Here is a 17344-nt window from a genome sequence, read left to right on the forward strand (position 1 = left end):
GCTTGAATATCGGCATCAGCCAGTAATTGGTCATCCACAACTGCGCCGTTGCTGTGAACTTCTTCATGCACCAACCAGCTACGGTTTTCTTTTGCGTCTGGGAGCTTAGTTAAACAATCTAAATTCAAAGCTTGGGTTTTGGTGAGATTGACATGAGAACGCACTGTTAACAAATCTCCCCTCCCAATCAATTCTGATAGAGAACGATAACCCAGCCTCGCTAACAGACTACGGACTTCTTCTGCGACAAAATAGAAGAAATTAACAACGTGTTCTGGGATACCGCTAAACCGTAAACGTAGTTCTTCTTTCTGAGTAGCAACACCCTTGGGACAAGTATTTAAATGACATACCCGCGCCATAATACAGCCTTCAGCAATCATGGCGATTGAACCGAAACCGAACTCCTCAGCGCCCATTAATGCAGCGATGAGAACATCCCAGCCACTCTTGAGACCGCCATCTACTCGCAGGATAACGCGATCGCGCAAACTATTTTCCATCAACACCCGATGGACTTCACTTAATCCGAGTTCCCACGGGCTACCAGCGTGTTTAATAGAACTCAAAGGTGATGCCCCAGTACCGCCATCATGACCAGAAATTTGGATAATATCAGCGTTGGCTTTGGCTACACCAGCCGCAATAGTACCAATTCCAATTTCTGCGACTAGCTTCACGGAAACTTGTGCTTTGGGGTTAATTTGATGCAGATCAAAAATCAACTGCGCCAAATCTTCAATTGAGTAAATATCATGGTGTGGCGGCGGCGAAATCAAAGTTACACCAGGCTTAGAACGCCGCAACATGGCGATATAAGGACTTACTTTTGGCCCTGGTAGTTGTCCACCTTCACCTGGTTTTGCACCTTGGGCGATTTTGATTTCAATTTGCTTGGCGCTGGCTAGATATCCGGGAGTTACACCAAAGCGACCTGATGCTACTTGCTTGATGGCACTGGCAGCCGTGTCACCATTCCGTAACCCATTTAAATGGGGGAGAGTGGGTGAATGACCAGATGAGTCAACATCATTTAACACATTGTAACGAACTGGATCTTCGCCACCTTCACCAGAATTAGATTTACCACCGATGCGATTCATCGCAATGGCAAGTGTCTCATGTGCTTCCCGTGACAATGCTCCTAGGGACATTCCCCCAGTACAGAAGCGTTTGACAATCTCGCTAACTGATTCTACTTCTTCAATGGGGATAGATGGGCGCTCGCTTTGGAAATCTAACAAATCTCGCAAAGCCGTTGTTGGTCTACCTTCTAAATGTTTTTTGTAAACTTCGTAATGGTCATAATGCTTACCGTCTACAGCCTTATGCAGCGCCTTAGACAGTTCCGGGCTATTCATGTGGTATTCACCACCGGGACGGTACTGGACAAAGCCCAGATTTTCTAACTTTTTGGTTGTTAGTTCTGGGAAAGCCTTGGAGTGGAAAGAAAGCACCTCTTGCGCTAATTCCATGCAACTCAGACCACCAATCCGGGAAGTAGTCCCCCAGAAACCCAAAGCTAACAAATCTCCACCGATACCAATGGCTTCAAAAATTTGTGCGGCTTGATAGCTAGAAAGCAGGGAAATTCCCATTTTTGAGAGAATTTTCAGCAAACCTGACTCTACAGATTGACGATAATTAGCGATCGCTTGTTCAAGAGTCAACAGATTAATTTTACCCCTTTCCATAAACTGTTGGGTTTTCGGGTCAGACCACCAATCCCGCACAGTATCCAAAGCCATATACGGACAAACCGCACCAGCACCGTAGCCCAGCAGACAAGCAAAATGATGAGTACTCCAACATTGAGCAGTATGCACTACCAGGGATGTTTTCATCCGCAAACCTTGGCGGATTAAGTAATGGTGGACAGCACCCACAGCTAACAAAGGTGGAATATAGGTTAATTCTGCACCAATCCCTGCACCTGCTTGATCACTCAATATCAAAATCTTCGCACCAGCCTGGACTGATTCTGCTGCTTGTTTTTGTAAAGATTTCACCGCAGCTTTCAAACCATCTGGCCCCGAAGCAATAGGGAATAAAGTTGATAACTCAGCCGTTGCAAATCCTGATAACTTAATTGCATCCAATTCTGTATCAGTTAGCACTGGTGACTCCAGCTTTAGTCTGCGGGCGTGTTCAGGCTTGGGTTCTAACAAGTTACCTCTCTCACCCAGTTCCACTGTCAAGGACATCACCAGTTTTTCCCGTAAAGGGTCAATTGGTGGGTTTGTCACCTGTGCAAAACGCTGTTTAAAATAGTCATACAGCAGATGTGGTTTTTCTGACAGCACAGCCAAGGGAATATCATCACCCATGCAAAAGGTTGGTTCTGCACCCGCACTAGCCATGGGCTGAATTACCATTTCCACATCTTCTGATGTGTAGCCAAAAGCAATTTGCTGTTGCAGTAAAGTTTGTTTATCGATTTTTTCAGTGATTAGTTGCTCGTTGTCAGTTGGATGATGACCGTTACCATTACCATTCCCGTTACCATTAACAGATGACGGTTTTACTAACTGTTTTAATTCTTGGCGGTACTGTTGCAGCCATTCTCCATAAGGATACTGTTTCGCAATCCGCTGTTTAATTTCCCAATTCTTGAGAACTTCCTGGGTTGTCAAATCTACCGCAATCATTTGTCCTGGCCCCAGTCGGCCTTTTTCAAGAATATTTGCTTCTGGGAAGTCCACTACACCAGCTTCAGATGCCACGACGATATAATCATCTTTGGTAATCACATAGCGAGCCGGTCTTAAGCCATTTCGGTCTAGTGTCGCACCAACTTTTTTGCCATCACTAAATACTAAAAGTGCTGGTCCATCCCAGGCTTCTTGCAGACCGCTGTAATATTCATAAAAATCAACAATTTCTGGATAATTCTGCAAAGAAGGTTGATTTTTGTAAGCCTCTGGAACCATCATCATTAAGGCTTCCAACGGGCTACGTCCAGAACGCACCAGCAACTCCAGGACATTATCGAGTGTGGCTGAGTCGCTACTGTCAATATTTACCAGTGGTTTGAATTCGTCAGCACGTCCATTCCACACCGGATGATTTAAAGTGGCTTCTCGTGCCATCATCCAGTTAATGTTACCCAACAGTGTGTTGATTTCACCATTGTGACCCAACAGCCGCATTGGTTGCGCCAAAGGCCACTTGGGCATAGTGTTGGTACTAAAGCGGCGGTGATAAACTGCAAAAGCACTTTTGAAAGCCGGATTTTTCAGATCCTCATAAAATTCTCCCAACACTGCTGAACGCACCATGCCTTTATAGACAATTGTCAGGTTTGACAAGGAGCAAACATAAAATTCTTCAGAAATATTTTTGGTTGCTTTAGCAATACGACGACGAGCAATATACAGTTCTCGTTCTAATTCATCACCACTTTTATCAGCCGAAGCTAGAAAAACCTGTTCTATTTGGGGTTGATTTTCTCTTGCTTGTACACCCAACAAATCTGCACGCACGGGGACTACTCGCCAGCCCAATACAGTTAAATTTTCCGACTCTGCAACTTGCTCAAATGTGGCTTTTGCTTGTTGGGCAGCAAGCTGATCTTGGGGTAAAAATATCATCCCCACAGCTATTTTATCAGTGTCGGCAACATTAATTCCTTCTTGTTGGAACAATGCCCAAGGAATTGCTGTCAAAATCCCTGCACCATCGCCTGAGTCTTGGTCGGCGCTACATCCGCCTCTGTGTTCTAAGCAAGTGAGGGCTGTTAACGCTTTTGCCAAAATTTCATGACTAGCTCGATTTTGGCGTTGGGCTATAAAACCCACACCACAAGCATCTCGTTCTTCTACTAACCATCTTTGTCCTTGGTATGTATCCTTGATTTCCATCTCTGATAATGTAATGTTCTGACCCTGATTCAACGATTGACGATTCATACTCTATTCCTGAAATATTGAGTTACGGATTTTGCCAATATTGCTACTGCTGAGAAGAAAAATTGCTAACTGTAACGATGGAGAAATACATAATCACGAAAATTTAGGGAAAAAAAATTTTAACTTCGGGGTTACTTTTATTGATTACCCTTGTTAAAACTACCGCGTTATTTTTTTAAGTGTTTATGTACTGTTAGAAAAGCTATCTTTGTCTGGATAATTTAGTTTCCCTGACATTACTTGTATTTAGATGCTGAATTTAAGTATTTCTATGCTTTTTGCAACTATTACACTATATGCCCATTTGACAATTCCTAAAATATCTCTGTTGTCTATATTATTGCTGCTTGCCCATTCCTACTAATTTTATTGGCAACTATACTTCACTGAATTTGCAACAATAGCAGCCATCGGTGAGGTTGGAAGATAATTTCAGTTGGCTTTAAACACTGGGACTACTATTATAGACTTTTTTTTTTAAAGTCTCATTTAGAACACTGACTGATAGTAGTCTTGGGGGAAAAGTTGGTTGCCAGTTTTTACTAGTTATAAAAATCCACCTTAAATAATATCACGGTTGTTGAAAAATAAAGTCATAATTTTTTAAGATTTCCTCATCATTGTTCAAGTAGCGCTGAGGGTGGTAATTTTCATAAGTACTGAAGTTAAGGATCGTAAAAATGCCGAATTCTTGCCGACGAGCAGATTTTAATACCATTACCCTCATTCTTAAGAACCGATTTTTCCGCTGTTCTGTGTCGCCAATTTTGTCAACAGCACTGTGCTTAACTGCTACTTATGCTACTAACGCCCAACCAGTTCGCATTCTTACTTCTCCGTTACCTACTTCCAGAGAAATCATCCCATCTGGTAATCAAATTTTACTCAACGGCCGGACTTTAACCGGGGCTTGGTTACAGCAATCGGGGGATACCGGTCAGGTGACAACTCATTTGAGTGATGGGGCATTAAGACAATTAATCGGGGTAGATTTATTAAATACCAGTAACCCTGCTCAACAACCAGTGGAGTGGTTTTCGTCAATCAAACCACCATTAGCTTTAAACGCCAAGTTGTCGGGAGGATATCGTTATTTAGATATTTCTAGTTTTGCACAAACAGCAGGCTGGCAAATGCAGGCTAATGGCAATATCTTGGTAATTTCTACCCCCCAAGCCAAAATCAACAATCTTCGTCTGGGAAAACGACCTGTGGGTGAAAGACTGGTTGTGGATTTAGATATTCCCACTCCTTGGCAAGTTTCACAAGGTCAACCTATCAAAAGACCTATCAACCCCAAGGAACCAACTTCCTCAACCACCAGACCCCTAAATAGAGAATGGACAATTACTCTAGATGGGATAGCAGATCCGGCCTTAATTAAACGTTATACTCCCCAATCAATAATATTACCGCCAACCAAGTTAAAACAATTACCATCAGCACCAACTCCTGACCCACTGATTCAAAAAGTGGAGATGGTCAATAATCAAACTATTATCAGTCTCAGTGTTCCCTTTGGTCTATCTCCGCGTCTTAGTGCGATCGCTAACCCGAATCGCTTAATTATAGATATTCAACCTGATGCTTTGGTAGCAAAGGATATAACTTGGGCAAAGGGATTGCGCTGGCAACAAAAGTTTGTCACTTTAGGTAAAGACAACTTTCCAGTTGTATGGTTAGAAATTAATCCCCGTGTAGTAGGTTTAACACTTAAACCTATGTGGGTAAATTCAGATATTTTAGCGGGTACTGCCCCCTTGATTCAAACTGCACAGCGTTATTTAGCAGTAGCAGGTATTAATGGTGGTTATTTTAACCGCAATAATAGATTACCTTTAGGAGCTATTCGTCGGGATAATCAGTGGATATCTGGGCCAATTTTAAACCGGGGTGCGATCGCTTGGAATGATTCAGGACAATTTTACTTTGGCCGTCTCACCTTAAATGAAAATTTAATCAGTGCCAATAACCAGTCTTTACCCATTCTTTTTCTTAACAGTGGCTATGCCCAAACTGGTATTGCCCGTTATACATCGGTTTGGGGCAGTACTTACACACCTCTCACAGACAACGAAATCCTTCTAGTTGTCCAAAATGACCAAATTACCAATCAGCTACCAGGTGGTAAAGCAGGTGTCACCCCCGTTCCCATTCCCCAAAACGGCTACCTCCTCACTTTACGCGGTACTGCTACTACTAACGCCAATAAATTGCCTCTTGGCACAAAAGTCAGTATTACCAGCAATACTACTCCCAGCGATTTTAGCCGTTATCCCCACATTGTCGGAGCCGGTCCACTCTTGATTCAAAATCGGCAAATTGTTCTCGATGCCAAAGCCGAAAAATTTAGCGCCGCTTTTATCTCCGAAAAAGCAGTTCGTAGTGCTATTTGTACCACCAATACAGGTAATTTGATGATTGCTGCCGTACATAATCGCGCTGGTGGAGCAGGGGCTACCTTAGCCGAACACGCCCAATTAATGCAGGTTATGGGCTGTGCTAATGCCCTGAATTTGGACGGTGGTAGTTCTACAAGTTTATACTTGGGAGGGCAATTACTCGACCGTTCTCCTAGTACTGCGGCTCGTGTCCATAACGCTATTGGTATTTTCCTGAACCCACAACCATAAGCCAATTGCAACTTAAAATGCAAAATTATAGAAAACATTTTTCATAATTTTGCATTATGATTCTTCCATCCCTTTTTAAAGCTGAGAACAAGCTGGCATTTTCTTTGATGAAGAGTTAGTATAGACCCAAAAGTTTTACTGGTAATGAGTTACGCCATGACATTTAATTTTGCTATGGTTAGCAAAGTGAAATTAAATTGCTAATTTTCACTCTTTAAATATCACGTCAAATTCTTGCATCCATTATTGAGAATAATAACTTTTTTGTATGTCTCCATCTGAGGTAACTATGGCTTCATTTACAGAAACAACCCCAACAAACACTCTTACCCTCAACGCCCCCCTCAATTCTAGAAGTATCGCTGCTAGTGAATTACGTCCTTGGGGTTCTTTTACAGTTTTGGAAGAAGGGCGCGGATATAAAATTAAGCGAATTGAAGTTAAGCCTGGACATCGCCTCAGTCTACAAATGCACCACCACCGTAGCGAACACTGGATTGTGGTTTCAGGTACAGCCAAAGTAGTTTGTGGTGATAAAGAAGTTTTACTCAGTAATAATCAGTCAACTTATGTCCCTCAATGCACTGTTCATCGTTTAGAGAATCCTGGGGTAATTCCCTTAGTCTTAATTGAAGTCCAAAATGGCGAATATTTAGGTGAAGATGATATTATTCGCTACCAGGATGACTATGCTCGTACTGAAAAGTAACTCTGGGAAATTAAAACAGCGCTGATATCCTTTCCAATTAGCTTACTTATCGGGAACCGCACGAGGACAAGGAGAGTTTTTGATCAGCAATTAGCCGCACTTGATATGATTGGACACTTCTCCTCCTCCAGTCCTGAACTTCTTGTCCCCAAGTGTCAAGTCGCTTCTCTACGAGACGCTGCGCGAACAGCAAGCCCCAATTAAAAATTAAAAATTATTAATTAAAAATTGCAATCAGCGGGGGCTTTTACCCACCACTGATTGTAGACCACTGAATCTTTGAGTCAGTGGGGGCTTGCACCCAAAATTAATTAATTAAAAATTATTAATCTTAAATTTTTAATTTTTAATTTTTAACTTTTAATTAAAAAAAGGTTCAACTGCCGTTAATATGATTATGGAGTTTGTGCAACAAAAATTCCATGATTCATTTGAGTTCAGCAGCCGCGAATGAAATTGGGCGATTAAAATCCAAGCAACAGCCAAATATCTTGTTTCGCTTGCAAGTAAAACCTGGTGGCTGTTCTGGCTTATTTTATGATATTTCTTTTGATGAAGTCATCAAAGTGGAAGATCAGGTTTTTGACGTTAATGGTACTCAAGTAGTCCTAGACGCTCAAAGCATGAATTATATCACTGGCTTGGTATTGGATTATTCAGAAGACCTGATGGGTGGAGGTTTTCGCTTCCATAACCCATTAGCGATCGCTACCTGTAGCTGTGGAAATTCTTTCTCTACTAACGTCAGTTGCTAGTTATAACCGTCAGAGAGCGATCAGGGGAGAAAAAAAATTCAGGCTTACGAAAGCACTCCAGATAGCGATGCATAGCGTAAGTCATACTAACAGCTACAGGATTTCCCTTAGATGTTGAGAATATACGTAGGGTGGACATTATCTACACTACTGAAAATTTTTCACAAATGATTTAGGATTTATATATAGAAATGCTGGCTGAATTTGTGAACACCTTGTAAGTTGGCTTCTTAGGCGGTAACTAACAGATACATGACCAAACCGCGCGGCCACGCTACATCCACTATCAAATATGTGTTCACAATTCATGTAGAGGATGTTTAGCAAGTAATAAAGTTTACCTAAAAACCTCTTTCCATATACCTGATAACTGACAAATGACGCAATGAGAAAATAATAATTGACAGAAAATCATGAAAAACGCTATAATCAGGATTTGTTAAAATAGACTATAAGCAGCAACACGCGCTGTAACTCATGCCAACAATACAGCAGCTAATACGTAATGAACGCGAACAAGCGCGTCAGAAAACAAAGTCCCCGGCTCTGAAACAATGCCCTCAACGTCGAGGAGTCTGTACCAGAGTCTACACAACTACACCAAAAAAGCCGAACTCAGCGCTCCGCAAAGTAGCAAGGGTCAGACTTACCTCTGGATTTGAAGTTACAGCTTACATTCCAGGTATTGGCCATAACTTGCAAGAACACTCTGTCGTGATGATTCGTGGTGGTCGGGTAAAAGACTTACCAGGCGTGAGATACCACATTATCCGTGGCACGTTAGATACAGCCGGAGTTAAAGACAGGAAGCAAGGTCGTTCCAAGTATGGAACTAAGCGTCCGAAAGCAGCAAAAAAATAGTAATAAAGCGATTAATCGCCTCAATTACGATTAATCGCCTTATTAACTAAAACTGCTTTCAACCCCAAGCAACAAGCGGCTTACTCTTGTTTAATAAAAAAAGTTGCTCTGTGCGCTAAACGAGCAAGTGTAGGGTTTTCAAGCAGAATAAGGTCAGCAATAGCAGCACTTTAATGTAAATATTAAAGTTTACTATGTTTTCGCCTTGTGTATGTGGTAGGGGAGCAGCAAGCCAATTAGTTGAGCCACGCTGCAACTAGAGCCAAAAACTCAAGGAAGTTAAAGCGGCTACTTACACCGCTTTTAGGTTCCTATGTTCTGATAGCATATAATTTCGTTGCCAAATTCCGAATTTAAGGATGAAGTATGTCTCGTCGTGGTGTTAGTCAAAGACGCCCAGTTCCGTCTGACTCAGTGTATAACAGTCGTCTGGTCAGCATGATTATCAGACGGATCATGCGTCATGGCAAGAAATCACTTGCCGCAAGAATCGTTTATGAAGCCTTGAAAACTATCGAGGAACGCACTGGTAATGGTGCTTTAGAAACCTTTGAAAGAGCAGTGCGGAATGCAACGCCTTTAGTAGAAGTTAAAGCTCGACGAGTAGGTGGAGCGACTTACCAAGTACCGATGGAAGTGCGAACAGAAAGAGGTACTACCCTAGCCTTGCGTTGGCTAGTGCAATATTCTAGAGCTAGACCAGGACGCACAATGGCTAGCCGACTCGCAAATGAGTTAATGGATGCTGCTAACGAAACAGGAAGCGCGATTCGTAAGCGGGAAGAAACGCACCGGATGGCTGAAGCCAATAAGGCATTTGCACACTATCGTTACTAACTAGAGCTAACGATATATCGCCACCGGAAAGCGGTATATCGTACAATTTCCCAAAAAGACGGTTTTCCGTAAAAGTATAGAATCTTAACAAAGAGTAATATACAAGATATCATGAGGCAAAAACTATAGGAGGTAACTGTGGTACGCACGAACCCGCTAGAGAAAGTACGCAATATCGGTATTGCGGCGCATATAGATGCGGGCAAAACAACGACAACAGAGAGAATATTATTTTACTCTGGGATAATTCATAAGATTGGCGAAGTTCATGAAGGAACAGCCGTAACAGACTGGATGGAACAGGAGCGGGAGCGGGGAATTACCATTACTGCCGCTGCGATCAGTACCAGCTGGAAAGATCATCAAATTAACATTATCGATACTCCCGGTCACGTTGACTTCACAATTGAAGTTGAACGTTCCATGCGCGTGTTAGATGGTGTAATCGCTGTATTTTGTTCTGTAGGTGGTGTGCAACCCCAGTCAGAGACAGTATGGCGGCAAGCAGATCGCTACAAAGTGCCTCGGATTGCCTTCATTAACAAGATGGATCGCACAGGAGCGAACTTTTATAGAGTTCACGAGCAAATGCGCGATCGCCTGCGGGCTAATGCCATTGCCATTCAACTGCCAATTGGTAGTGAAAATGACTTCTTAGGGATTATTGACTTGGTGCGGATGTGTGCATACATTTACAACAACGACCAAGGTACTGATATTGAAGAAACAGAAATCCCGCCAGACTTGCTAGAACAAGTAACTGAATACCGCACCAAGCTGGTAGAAGCAGTATCAGAAACAGATGATGCTCTGATGACTAAGTACTTCGAGGGTGAAGAACTCACAGAAGCGGAAATCCGTCTTGCCCTGCGTAAAGGCACAACTGCGGGTACGATTGTGCCAGTATTATGCGGTTCAGCATTCAAAAACAAAGGCGTGCAGTTGATGCTGGATGCAGTCGTAGATTATCTACCAGCACCAACTGAAGTGCCACCAATTCAAGGACTCTTGCCCACTGGTGAGGCAGTCGAACGCCGCGCTGATGACAACGAACCTCTAGCAGCTCTGGCATTTAAGATTATGGCTGACCCTTATGGTCGCCTGACTTTCGTTCGTGTTTATTCTGGTGTCTTGAAAAAAGGCAGTTATGTCCTCAACGCCAGCAAAAACAAAAAAGAACGGATTTCCCGCTTAGTGCTGATGAAAGCAGATGACCGACAAGATGTCGATGAACTGCGGGCAGGTGACTTGGGAGCAGCATTAGGATTAAAAGATACCTTGACAGGTGACACTTTATGTGATGAAGGATCACCAGTAATTCTGGAATCCCTATTCATTCCTGAGCCGGTAATCTCGGTAGCGGTGGAACCCAAAACCAAGAACGACATGGACAAATTGTCCAAGGCGTTGCAATCGCTCTCAGAAGAAGATCCCACCTTCCGTGTGCGTGTAGATCCCGAAACCAACCAAACCGTAATTGCTGGAATGGGAGAACTACACCTAGAAATTCTTGTAGACCGGATGTTACGGGAATTTAAAGTGGAAGCAAATGTCGGTGCGCCACAAGTGGCTTACCGGGAAACGATTCGCAAAGCCGTAAACAAAGTTGAAGGCAAATTCATCCGCCAAAGCGGTGGTAAGGGTCAATACGGTCACGTTGTCATCAATTTGGAGCCAGGAGAACCAGGCACAGGTTTTGAATTTGTCTCCAAGGTAGTTGGTGGTACCGTACCTAAAGAGTACGTTGGACCAGCAGAACAAGGAATGAAAGAATGTTGTGAATCCGGTGTTGTCGCTGGATATCCACTCATTGATGTCAAAGCTACTTTGATCGATGGTTCTTACCACGATGTAGACTCTTCGGAAATGGCTTTCAAAATTGCTGGCTCAATGGCAATGAAAGAGGCGGTATCGAAAGCTTCACCTGTCATCTTAGAGCCTATGATGAAAGTTGAAGTGGAAGTTCCCGAAGACTATATTGGGAACGTTATTGGCGACCTCATCGCCCGCAGAGGGCAGATTGAAAGCCAAAGCACAGAGCAAGGACTGGCTAAGGTGGCATCTAAAGTTCCACTGGCAACCATGTTTGGCTATGCCACTGATATCCGGTCGAAAACCCAAGGTCGGGGTATCTTTACAATGGAGTTCAGTCACTACGAAGAGGTGCCTCGGAGCGTAGCTGAAACTATCATTGCCAAAAGTAAAGGGAACGCTTAATTAAAAAAGGAAACGAGCATTCATGGCACGCGCAAAGTTTGAAAGAAATAAACCCCATTTAAATATCGGTACTGTTGGCCACGTTGACCACGGCAAAACTACTTTAACCGCAGCCATTACTATGACTTTGGCTGCTAATGGTCAAGCCATAGCCAAGGGCTACGACCAAATCGATAACGCACCGGAAGAAAAGGCACGTGGTATTACCATCAATACCGCTCACGTTGAGTATGAAACTGGCGATCGCCACTATGCTCACGTAGACTGTCCCGGACACGCTGACTATGTGAAGAACATGATCACAGGTGCGGCACAAATGGATGGCGGTATTCTTGTAGTTGCTGCTACCGACGGTCCTATGCCCCAAACCCGTGAACACATCCTGTTGGCAAAACAGGTGGGTGTTCCTAGTTTGGTTGTCTTCTTGAACAAAGAAGATTTGATGGATGACCCAGAACTGCTGGAATTAGTAGAACTAGAACTCCGGGAACTGTTAACTAGCTACGATTTCCCCGGTGATGATATCCCCATTATCAAAGGCTCTGGTCTACAAGCTCTCGAAGCAATGACCAAGAATCCTAAGACTCAACGGGGTGAAAATCCTTGGGTTGATAAAATCTACGAACTAATGGATGCAGTAGATGCCTACATTCCCACTCCTGAGCGGGATGTAGACAAGCCTTTCTTGATGGCTGTAGAAGACGTATTCTCGATCACAGGTCGTGGTACTGTGGCTACAGGTCGGATTGAACGGGGTGTAGTCAAAGTCGGCGATAACGTCGAACTAGTAGGTATCAGAGATACTCGCGCCACCACCGTAACTGGGATCGAGATGTTCAAGAAGAGTCTTGATCAAGGTATGGCTGGAGATAACGCTGGCGTACTGCTACGGGGTATTCAAAAGGCTGATATTGAACGGGGCATGGTAATTGCTAAACCCGGTTCTATTACACCTCACACTCAATTTGAAGGTGAAGTATACGTACTAACCGAAAAAGAAGGTGGTCGGAAAACACCATTTTTCGCTGGATACCGTCCTCAGTTTTATGTCCGGACAACTGATGTAACTGGCACTATCAAAAGCTACACCTCCGATGATGGCAAAGAGGTGGAAATGGTTATGCCTGGAGACCGGATCAAAATGACAGTAGAACTGATCAACCCGATTGCGATTGAGCAAGGTATGCGCTTCGCTATTCGTGAAGGTGGCCGCACTATTGGTGCTGGTGTAGTATCCAAAATCCTGAAATAGTAAGCACCTTTTTGCTTCTCATCATCAAGGAGCAGGGATGGTTTGACGCATCTCTGCTCCTTTCTCTTCCCCAAAACAATTTTGGAGTTTAAATTTTGGATTTGGCATTGCATCTAAAATTTAAAATCTAAGCTCTAAAATCTAAAATCTAAAATCTAAAATTCACAGAACCTGGAAAACTTTCATATGGCAACTCTACAGCAGCAGAAGATTAGAATTCGCTTACAGGCTTTTGACCGACGTTTATTGGATACATCTTGCGAGAAGATTGTAGATACAGCTAACCGCACCAACGCTACAGCTATAGGACCGATTCCTTTACCAACAAAACGGCGGATCTATTGCGTACTGAGATCCCCTCACGTGGATAAAGATTCCCGCGAACATTTTGAAACCCGCACCCATCGCCGGATTATTGACATTTACCAGCCTTCTTCTAAAACTATTGATGCGCTAATGAAGTTGGATTTACCATCTGGTGTAGATATCGAAGTCAAATTGTAAATTAATCATTAATCATTAGTCATTAGTCATTAGCACTAGGACAAATGATTAATGAAGTTTTTTGGTATGAATATTTACTTTGTCCTGGATAAAATTATCGAAAAGACGCTCTCAGAGGGAGACTCGCTGACAGGGAGATAAATTTCCCCTTGTCTACTTTCCCCGGTAAACTTGTCTCTTCTTCCACTCAGGGCTTTTTATTCGCTATTAAACAAATGATAGAATATAAAGAAATTACAGAAAAAGTAGGGAAAATAAATTTTTTAAGAATTAATAAGAATTAAATTTATACTCAACTAACAATGACATCTTCTTCTAAAATAGCAGTCCGTGAACTACCTCTTTTCCCTTTACCTGAAGTGGTTCTCTTTCCCACTAGACCTTTACCCCTACATATCTTTGAATTTCGCTACAGAATCATGATGAACACGATTTTGGAAAGCGATCGCAGGTTTGGAGTCTTAATGGTCGATCCAGTTAAAGGCACAATTGCCAACGTCGGCTGCTGTGCGGAAATTATTCATTACAAGCGAATGCCTGACGACCGCATGGAGATGCTAACTTTAGGACAGCAAAGGTTTCGCGTTTTAGAATATGTCCGCGACAAACCTTATCGTGTTGGGTTAGTGGAGTGGATTGAAGACCAACCACCATCCAAAGATTTGCGGCCTTTGGCTTCGGAAGTGGAACAATTACTGCGAGATGTTGTCCGTCTTTCAGGTAAGTTAACTGAACAAAATATTGAATTACCAGAAGATTTGCCTGATTTACCCACAGAGTTATCCTATTGGGTAGCCAGTAACCTCTATGGTGTTGCACCAGAGCAACAAGCATTACTAGAGATACAGGATACTGCTGCTCGCTTAGAACGGGAAGCCGAAATTTTAACTTCTACTCGTAATCATCTGGCAGCGCGTTCCGTTCTTAAAGATACATTTAAAAATTAATCCTTAATAGAGTCTACGTCACGAAGAGGAAAAGGGGCAGGGGGCAAGGGGGAAGACCGGGATGGAGCTTGGACTCCGCCCCGGATAAGCTTCCTAGAAGGACGGGGCTTGTACCCATGTTCCGCACCGAAAAGCGCGTTGGAGGAAAAGGCTTGTTCCCCCCTGCCTCTTGCGGTCACGATACGCGAACGTAGGCTCTATTAGGAATTAAGAATTATCTATTAATGTGACACTATAGCTACCAAAAAATTTTAGTATTTCTGTGTAATCACGTAACTCAGATAAAGCTGTTTGCACTTGAGTTGCACTTGTTTCTATGTCAATGAAAAATAAATATTCACCCAATGAGCGTTTTGTGGGACGAGACTCAATTCGACTGAGGTTAATACCTAAATGAGCAAATACTTGCAAAGCCTTAGCTAGTGCGCCAGGGACATTAGCAGGTAAGCTGAAAGCTATTGATGTGTGAGTAGGAGCGATTGCGCGAAGCGCAGTGCCAAAGGCAATCGCTCTAGAAGATATTTGATCACCAGCATCTCCTTGGCTGTGACTAATTACCCAAAAGCGAGTACAGTTGTCTGGATAGTCGTTAATACCAGTAGCTAATATAGGCAGATTATAAAGTTGCGCTGCTCTGCTAGAGGCAATCGCTGCGGTTTTTACCTCTTGTTTGAGTCCCTGAAGAGCCTCAGTAGTAGAGTTGCTAGGAATCAAATTCACATTAGGCAAAAATTGCCTCAACCATCCCTGACATTGTGCTAAAGCCTGGGGATGAGAATAAACAGTTTCAATGCTCTCTAAGTTATCAGCACAGGAAATTAAGGTATGGGAGATAGGCAGCACTAAAGCCAATTGAATTTGTAAAGTTTCCAACTGCCACAATGTATCCATTGTCATGGTGACACTGCCTTCAATGGAATTCTCAACAGGCACAACAGCTAACTGGGCTTGCTGTGTAGCTACCGCTTGCAGTGACTGGGCAATTGTGGGATAAGCACATAAGGTAGCCTTAACTGCTTGCGTTTTTTTCAGCCAGTTGAGATAAAAAAAAGCAGCTTGTTCTGCGTAAGTTCCAGGAGGACCCAAATGTGCGATCGCTAAAGGTGAACTTTTCTCCATGATTACAGTCATGCTTTTCGCCTGAAGTTACAAGTTTGATCGATAATTAATAAAGTTATAGTTTTTTGTAAACAAATTTAATTTATTAAAAAATATTAAAATTATAAAATAAAAGTTGTAATCTGCTCATGGGTACTAAGTTTACTGCCTCCCAATCGCTCGAAATTGCTGTCCCTAAGCAGCCTATTTCTATTCACCACTATTTGCGTCAGCCTCAACGTCTGGTGAAGACTTTGGCTGATAACAGCCGAATTGAACAGCTTTCTGAAGAAGTATTTCGCTTAAAAATGCGTCCTCTAGCTTTTATGTCACTAAGTATTCAACCTACAGTAGACATGAGAGTTTGGGCTGATTCCCAGGGAACAATTTATTTGCGATCGCTCGGTTGTGAAATCCTGGGTTTTGAGTACATCAACCAACGCTTTGCGCTGAATTTAAAAGGATACTTATCACCCTATCAACTAGGTGGTGAGACTCGCTTACAAGGCAAAGCCGATCTAGAAGTGCTGGTGGATATTCCCCTACCATTTTCCCTGACTCCAAAGTCGATTTTAGAAGCCACAGGTAATGGTTTGCTCAAAAGCGTGTTGTTGACTATCAAGCAAAGATTATTACATCACCTTTTAGCCGATTATCGTCGTTGGGTAATATCACAAACCGACAAAACAAGTATTGCAGATGATCATACTGAATTACCAATCCTGAACTTTGATTGACAAGGGAACGGGGAATTTTTAAAGGAGTTTACATCAAGTCAGGCGGCTAATTGCTGATCAAAAAACTCTTCGCGCCAGCCCTAATGCTCAGTATTGAACCGGACAAGATATTACATCATGTTCGTTTAATTACTTATTAAAAAAACTCTCCGCGTCCCCGCGTCAGTCCTAACTATAAGTCTTTAACCGAACACGATATTACCCACTTTTCCCTGCCTCATGACTGAATTTGGCAAGGACGAAAAGATAGACGATGCAGGGGTGAAGTTCCGTATTTTTGGAGAGCCAGTAAATGTTTCTGACTCCCATAACCTTTATTTTGCTCCAAGTTATACATGGGATACTTTGATGCCAGACGCACTACTAGATCATCACGCCAAACTTTTGCCATAATACTAGCAGCTGCAATGTTGAGCGATCGCTCGTCTCCCTTAACGATTGTTTGTTGTGGTATAAATAAATCCTTTACTAACTGATTACCGTCAACTAAACAGAGAGCAGGCTTTACCTTCAACTTCAGTACGGCCCGCTTCATTGCTAACAACGTTGCCTGTAAAATATTTAACTGATCAATTTCCGCAACTGAAGCATAACCAATTTTCCAATCTAAAGCCAGCCCATCAATTTGCTGCGCTAGTTGAGTCCTTCGAGAACTAGACAACTTTTTGCTGTCCTTTATGTTAGCTGCGATCAAATGTGACCAAGCCTGTTCTGGTAGGATCACAGATGCGGCGACTACAGGGCCAAATAAAGCACCTCGCCCCACTTCATCTATACCCGCAATCGACCCCTGAATACCTAAGCAGGTGGAAAACTCCAGCCAACTAGATTCACCTAAGGGTGCGGTTGACCAAACATCTGCATCTGTTTGCTCTGTTTTGGCCAT

At 42.9% G+C, this 17344-nt stretch carries 13 protein-coding genes; 10 read left to right on the forward strand and 3 right to left on the reverse strand.

Features of this window, described 5'->3' with window-relative positions; all coding sequences use genetic code 11:
• The coding region (locus A9Y75_RS04180; RefSeq protein WP_071188815.1) for a glutamate synthase-related protein at window positions 1-3908 on the reverse strand (3908 nt) is incomplete at its 3' end.
• A 680-nt stretch (window positions 3909-4588) separates the two neighbouring features.
• Here A9Y75_RS04180 and A9Y75_RS04185 point away from each other — a divergent pair.
• The 9 genes from A9Y75_RS04185 (at window position 4589) to A9Y75_RS04225 (ending at window position 14623) form a co-directional block, all read left to right on the forward strand.
• A complete protein-coding gene (locus A9Y75_RS04185; RefSeq protein ID WP_071188293.1) occupies window positions 4589-6541 on the forward strand; it encodes a phosphodiester glycosidase family protein in 1953 nt (650 codons plus the stop codon).
• A 289-nt stretch (window positions 6542-6830) separates the two neighbouring features.
• Entirely contained in the window at window positions 6831-7250 is a 420-nt protein-coding gene (locus A9Y75_RS04190; RefSeq protein WP_071188294.1) for a phosphomannose isomerase type II C-terminal cupin domain, read from the forward strand.
• Window positions 7251-7672: 422 nt separating this feature from the next.
• Window positions 7673-8005, forward strand: coding sequence for an iron-sulfur cluster assembly accessory protein (locus A9Y75_RS04195; RefSeq protein WP_071188295.1), 333 nt, complete (start codon window positions 7673-7675; stop codon window positions 8003-8005).
• 477 nt (window positions 8006-8482) lie between these two features.
• The gene (gene rpsL, locus A9Y75_RS04200; protein ID WP_045868172.1) at window positions 8483-8866 is read left to right on the forward strand and encodes a 30S ribosomal protein S12; all 384 of its coding nucleotides are present in this window, start codon (window positions 8483-8485) and stop codon (window positions 8864-8866) included.
• 366 nt (window positions 8867-9232) lie between these two features.
• The gene (gene rpsG, locus A9Y75_RS04205; protein ID WP_071188296.1) at window positions 9233-9703 is read left to right on the forward strand and encodes a 30S ribosomal protein S7; all 471 of its coding nucleotides are present in this window, start codon (window positions 9233-9235) and stop codon (window positions 9701-9703) included.
• Window positions 9704-9841: 138 nt separating this feature from the next.
• Entirely contained in the window at window positions 9842-11920 is a 2079-nt protein-coding gene (fusA, locus tag A9Y75_RS04210) for an elongation factor G (protein WP_071188297.1), read from the forward strand.
• A 22-nt stretch (window positions 11921-11942) separates the two neighbouring features.
• Complete coding sequence (tuf, locus tag A9Y75_RS04215) at window positions 11943-13172, forward strand: elongation factor Tu (protein WP_071188298.1); 1230 nt, start codon at window positions 11943-11945, stop codon at window positions 13170-13172.
• Window positions 13173-13358: 186 nt separating this feature from the next.
• A complete protein-coding gene (gene rpsJ / locus A9Y75_RS04220) occupies window positions 13359-13676 on the forward strand; it encodes a 30S ribosomal protein S10 (protein WP_008232935.1) in 318 nt (105 codons plus the stop codon).
• Between the two features lie 302 nt (window positions 13677-13978).
• Window positions 13979-14623, forward strand: coding sequence for an LON peptidase substrate-binding domain-containing protein (locus A9Y75_RS04225; RefSeq protein WP_071188299.1), 645 nt, complete (start codon window positions 13979-13981; stop codon window positions 14621-14623).
• Window positions 14624-14830: 207 nt separating this feature from the next.
• On the opposite strand, the gene pheA is transcribed toward A9Y75_RS04225, so the two are convergent.
• A complete protein-coding gene (gene pheA, locus A9Y75_RS04230) occupies window positions 14831-15754 on the reverse strand; it encodes a prephenate dehydratase (RefSeq protein WP_177176102.1) in 924 nt (307 codons plus the stop codon).
• Window positions 15755-15870: 116 nt separating this feature from the next.
• On the opposite strand from pheA, the gene A9Y75_RS04235 reads away from it, so the two are divergent.
• The gene (locus A9Y75_RS04235) at window positions 15871-16458 is read left to right on the forward strand and encodes a DUF1997 domain-containing protein (RefSeq protein WP_071188300.1); all 588 of its coding nucleotides are present in this window, start codon (window positions 15871-15873) and stop codon (window positions 16456-16458) included.
• Between the two features lie 217 nt (window positions 16459-16675).
• Here A9Y75_RS04235 and A9Y75_RS04240 read toward each other — a convergent pair whose 3' ends face one another.
• Window positions 16676-17344: a ribonuclease HII gene (locus A9Y75_RS04240; RefSeq protein WP_071188301.1), complete on the reverse strand. Its 669-nt coding sequence runs from the start codon at window positions 17342-17344 to the stop codon at window positions 16676-16678.

This window comes from Trichormus sp. NMC-1, assembly GCF_001858025.1.
GTDB lineage: Bacteria > Cyanobacteriota > Cyanobacteriia > Cyanobacteriales > Nostocaceae > Anabaena.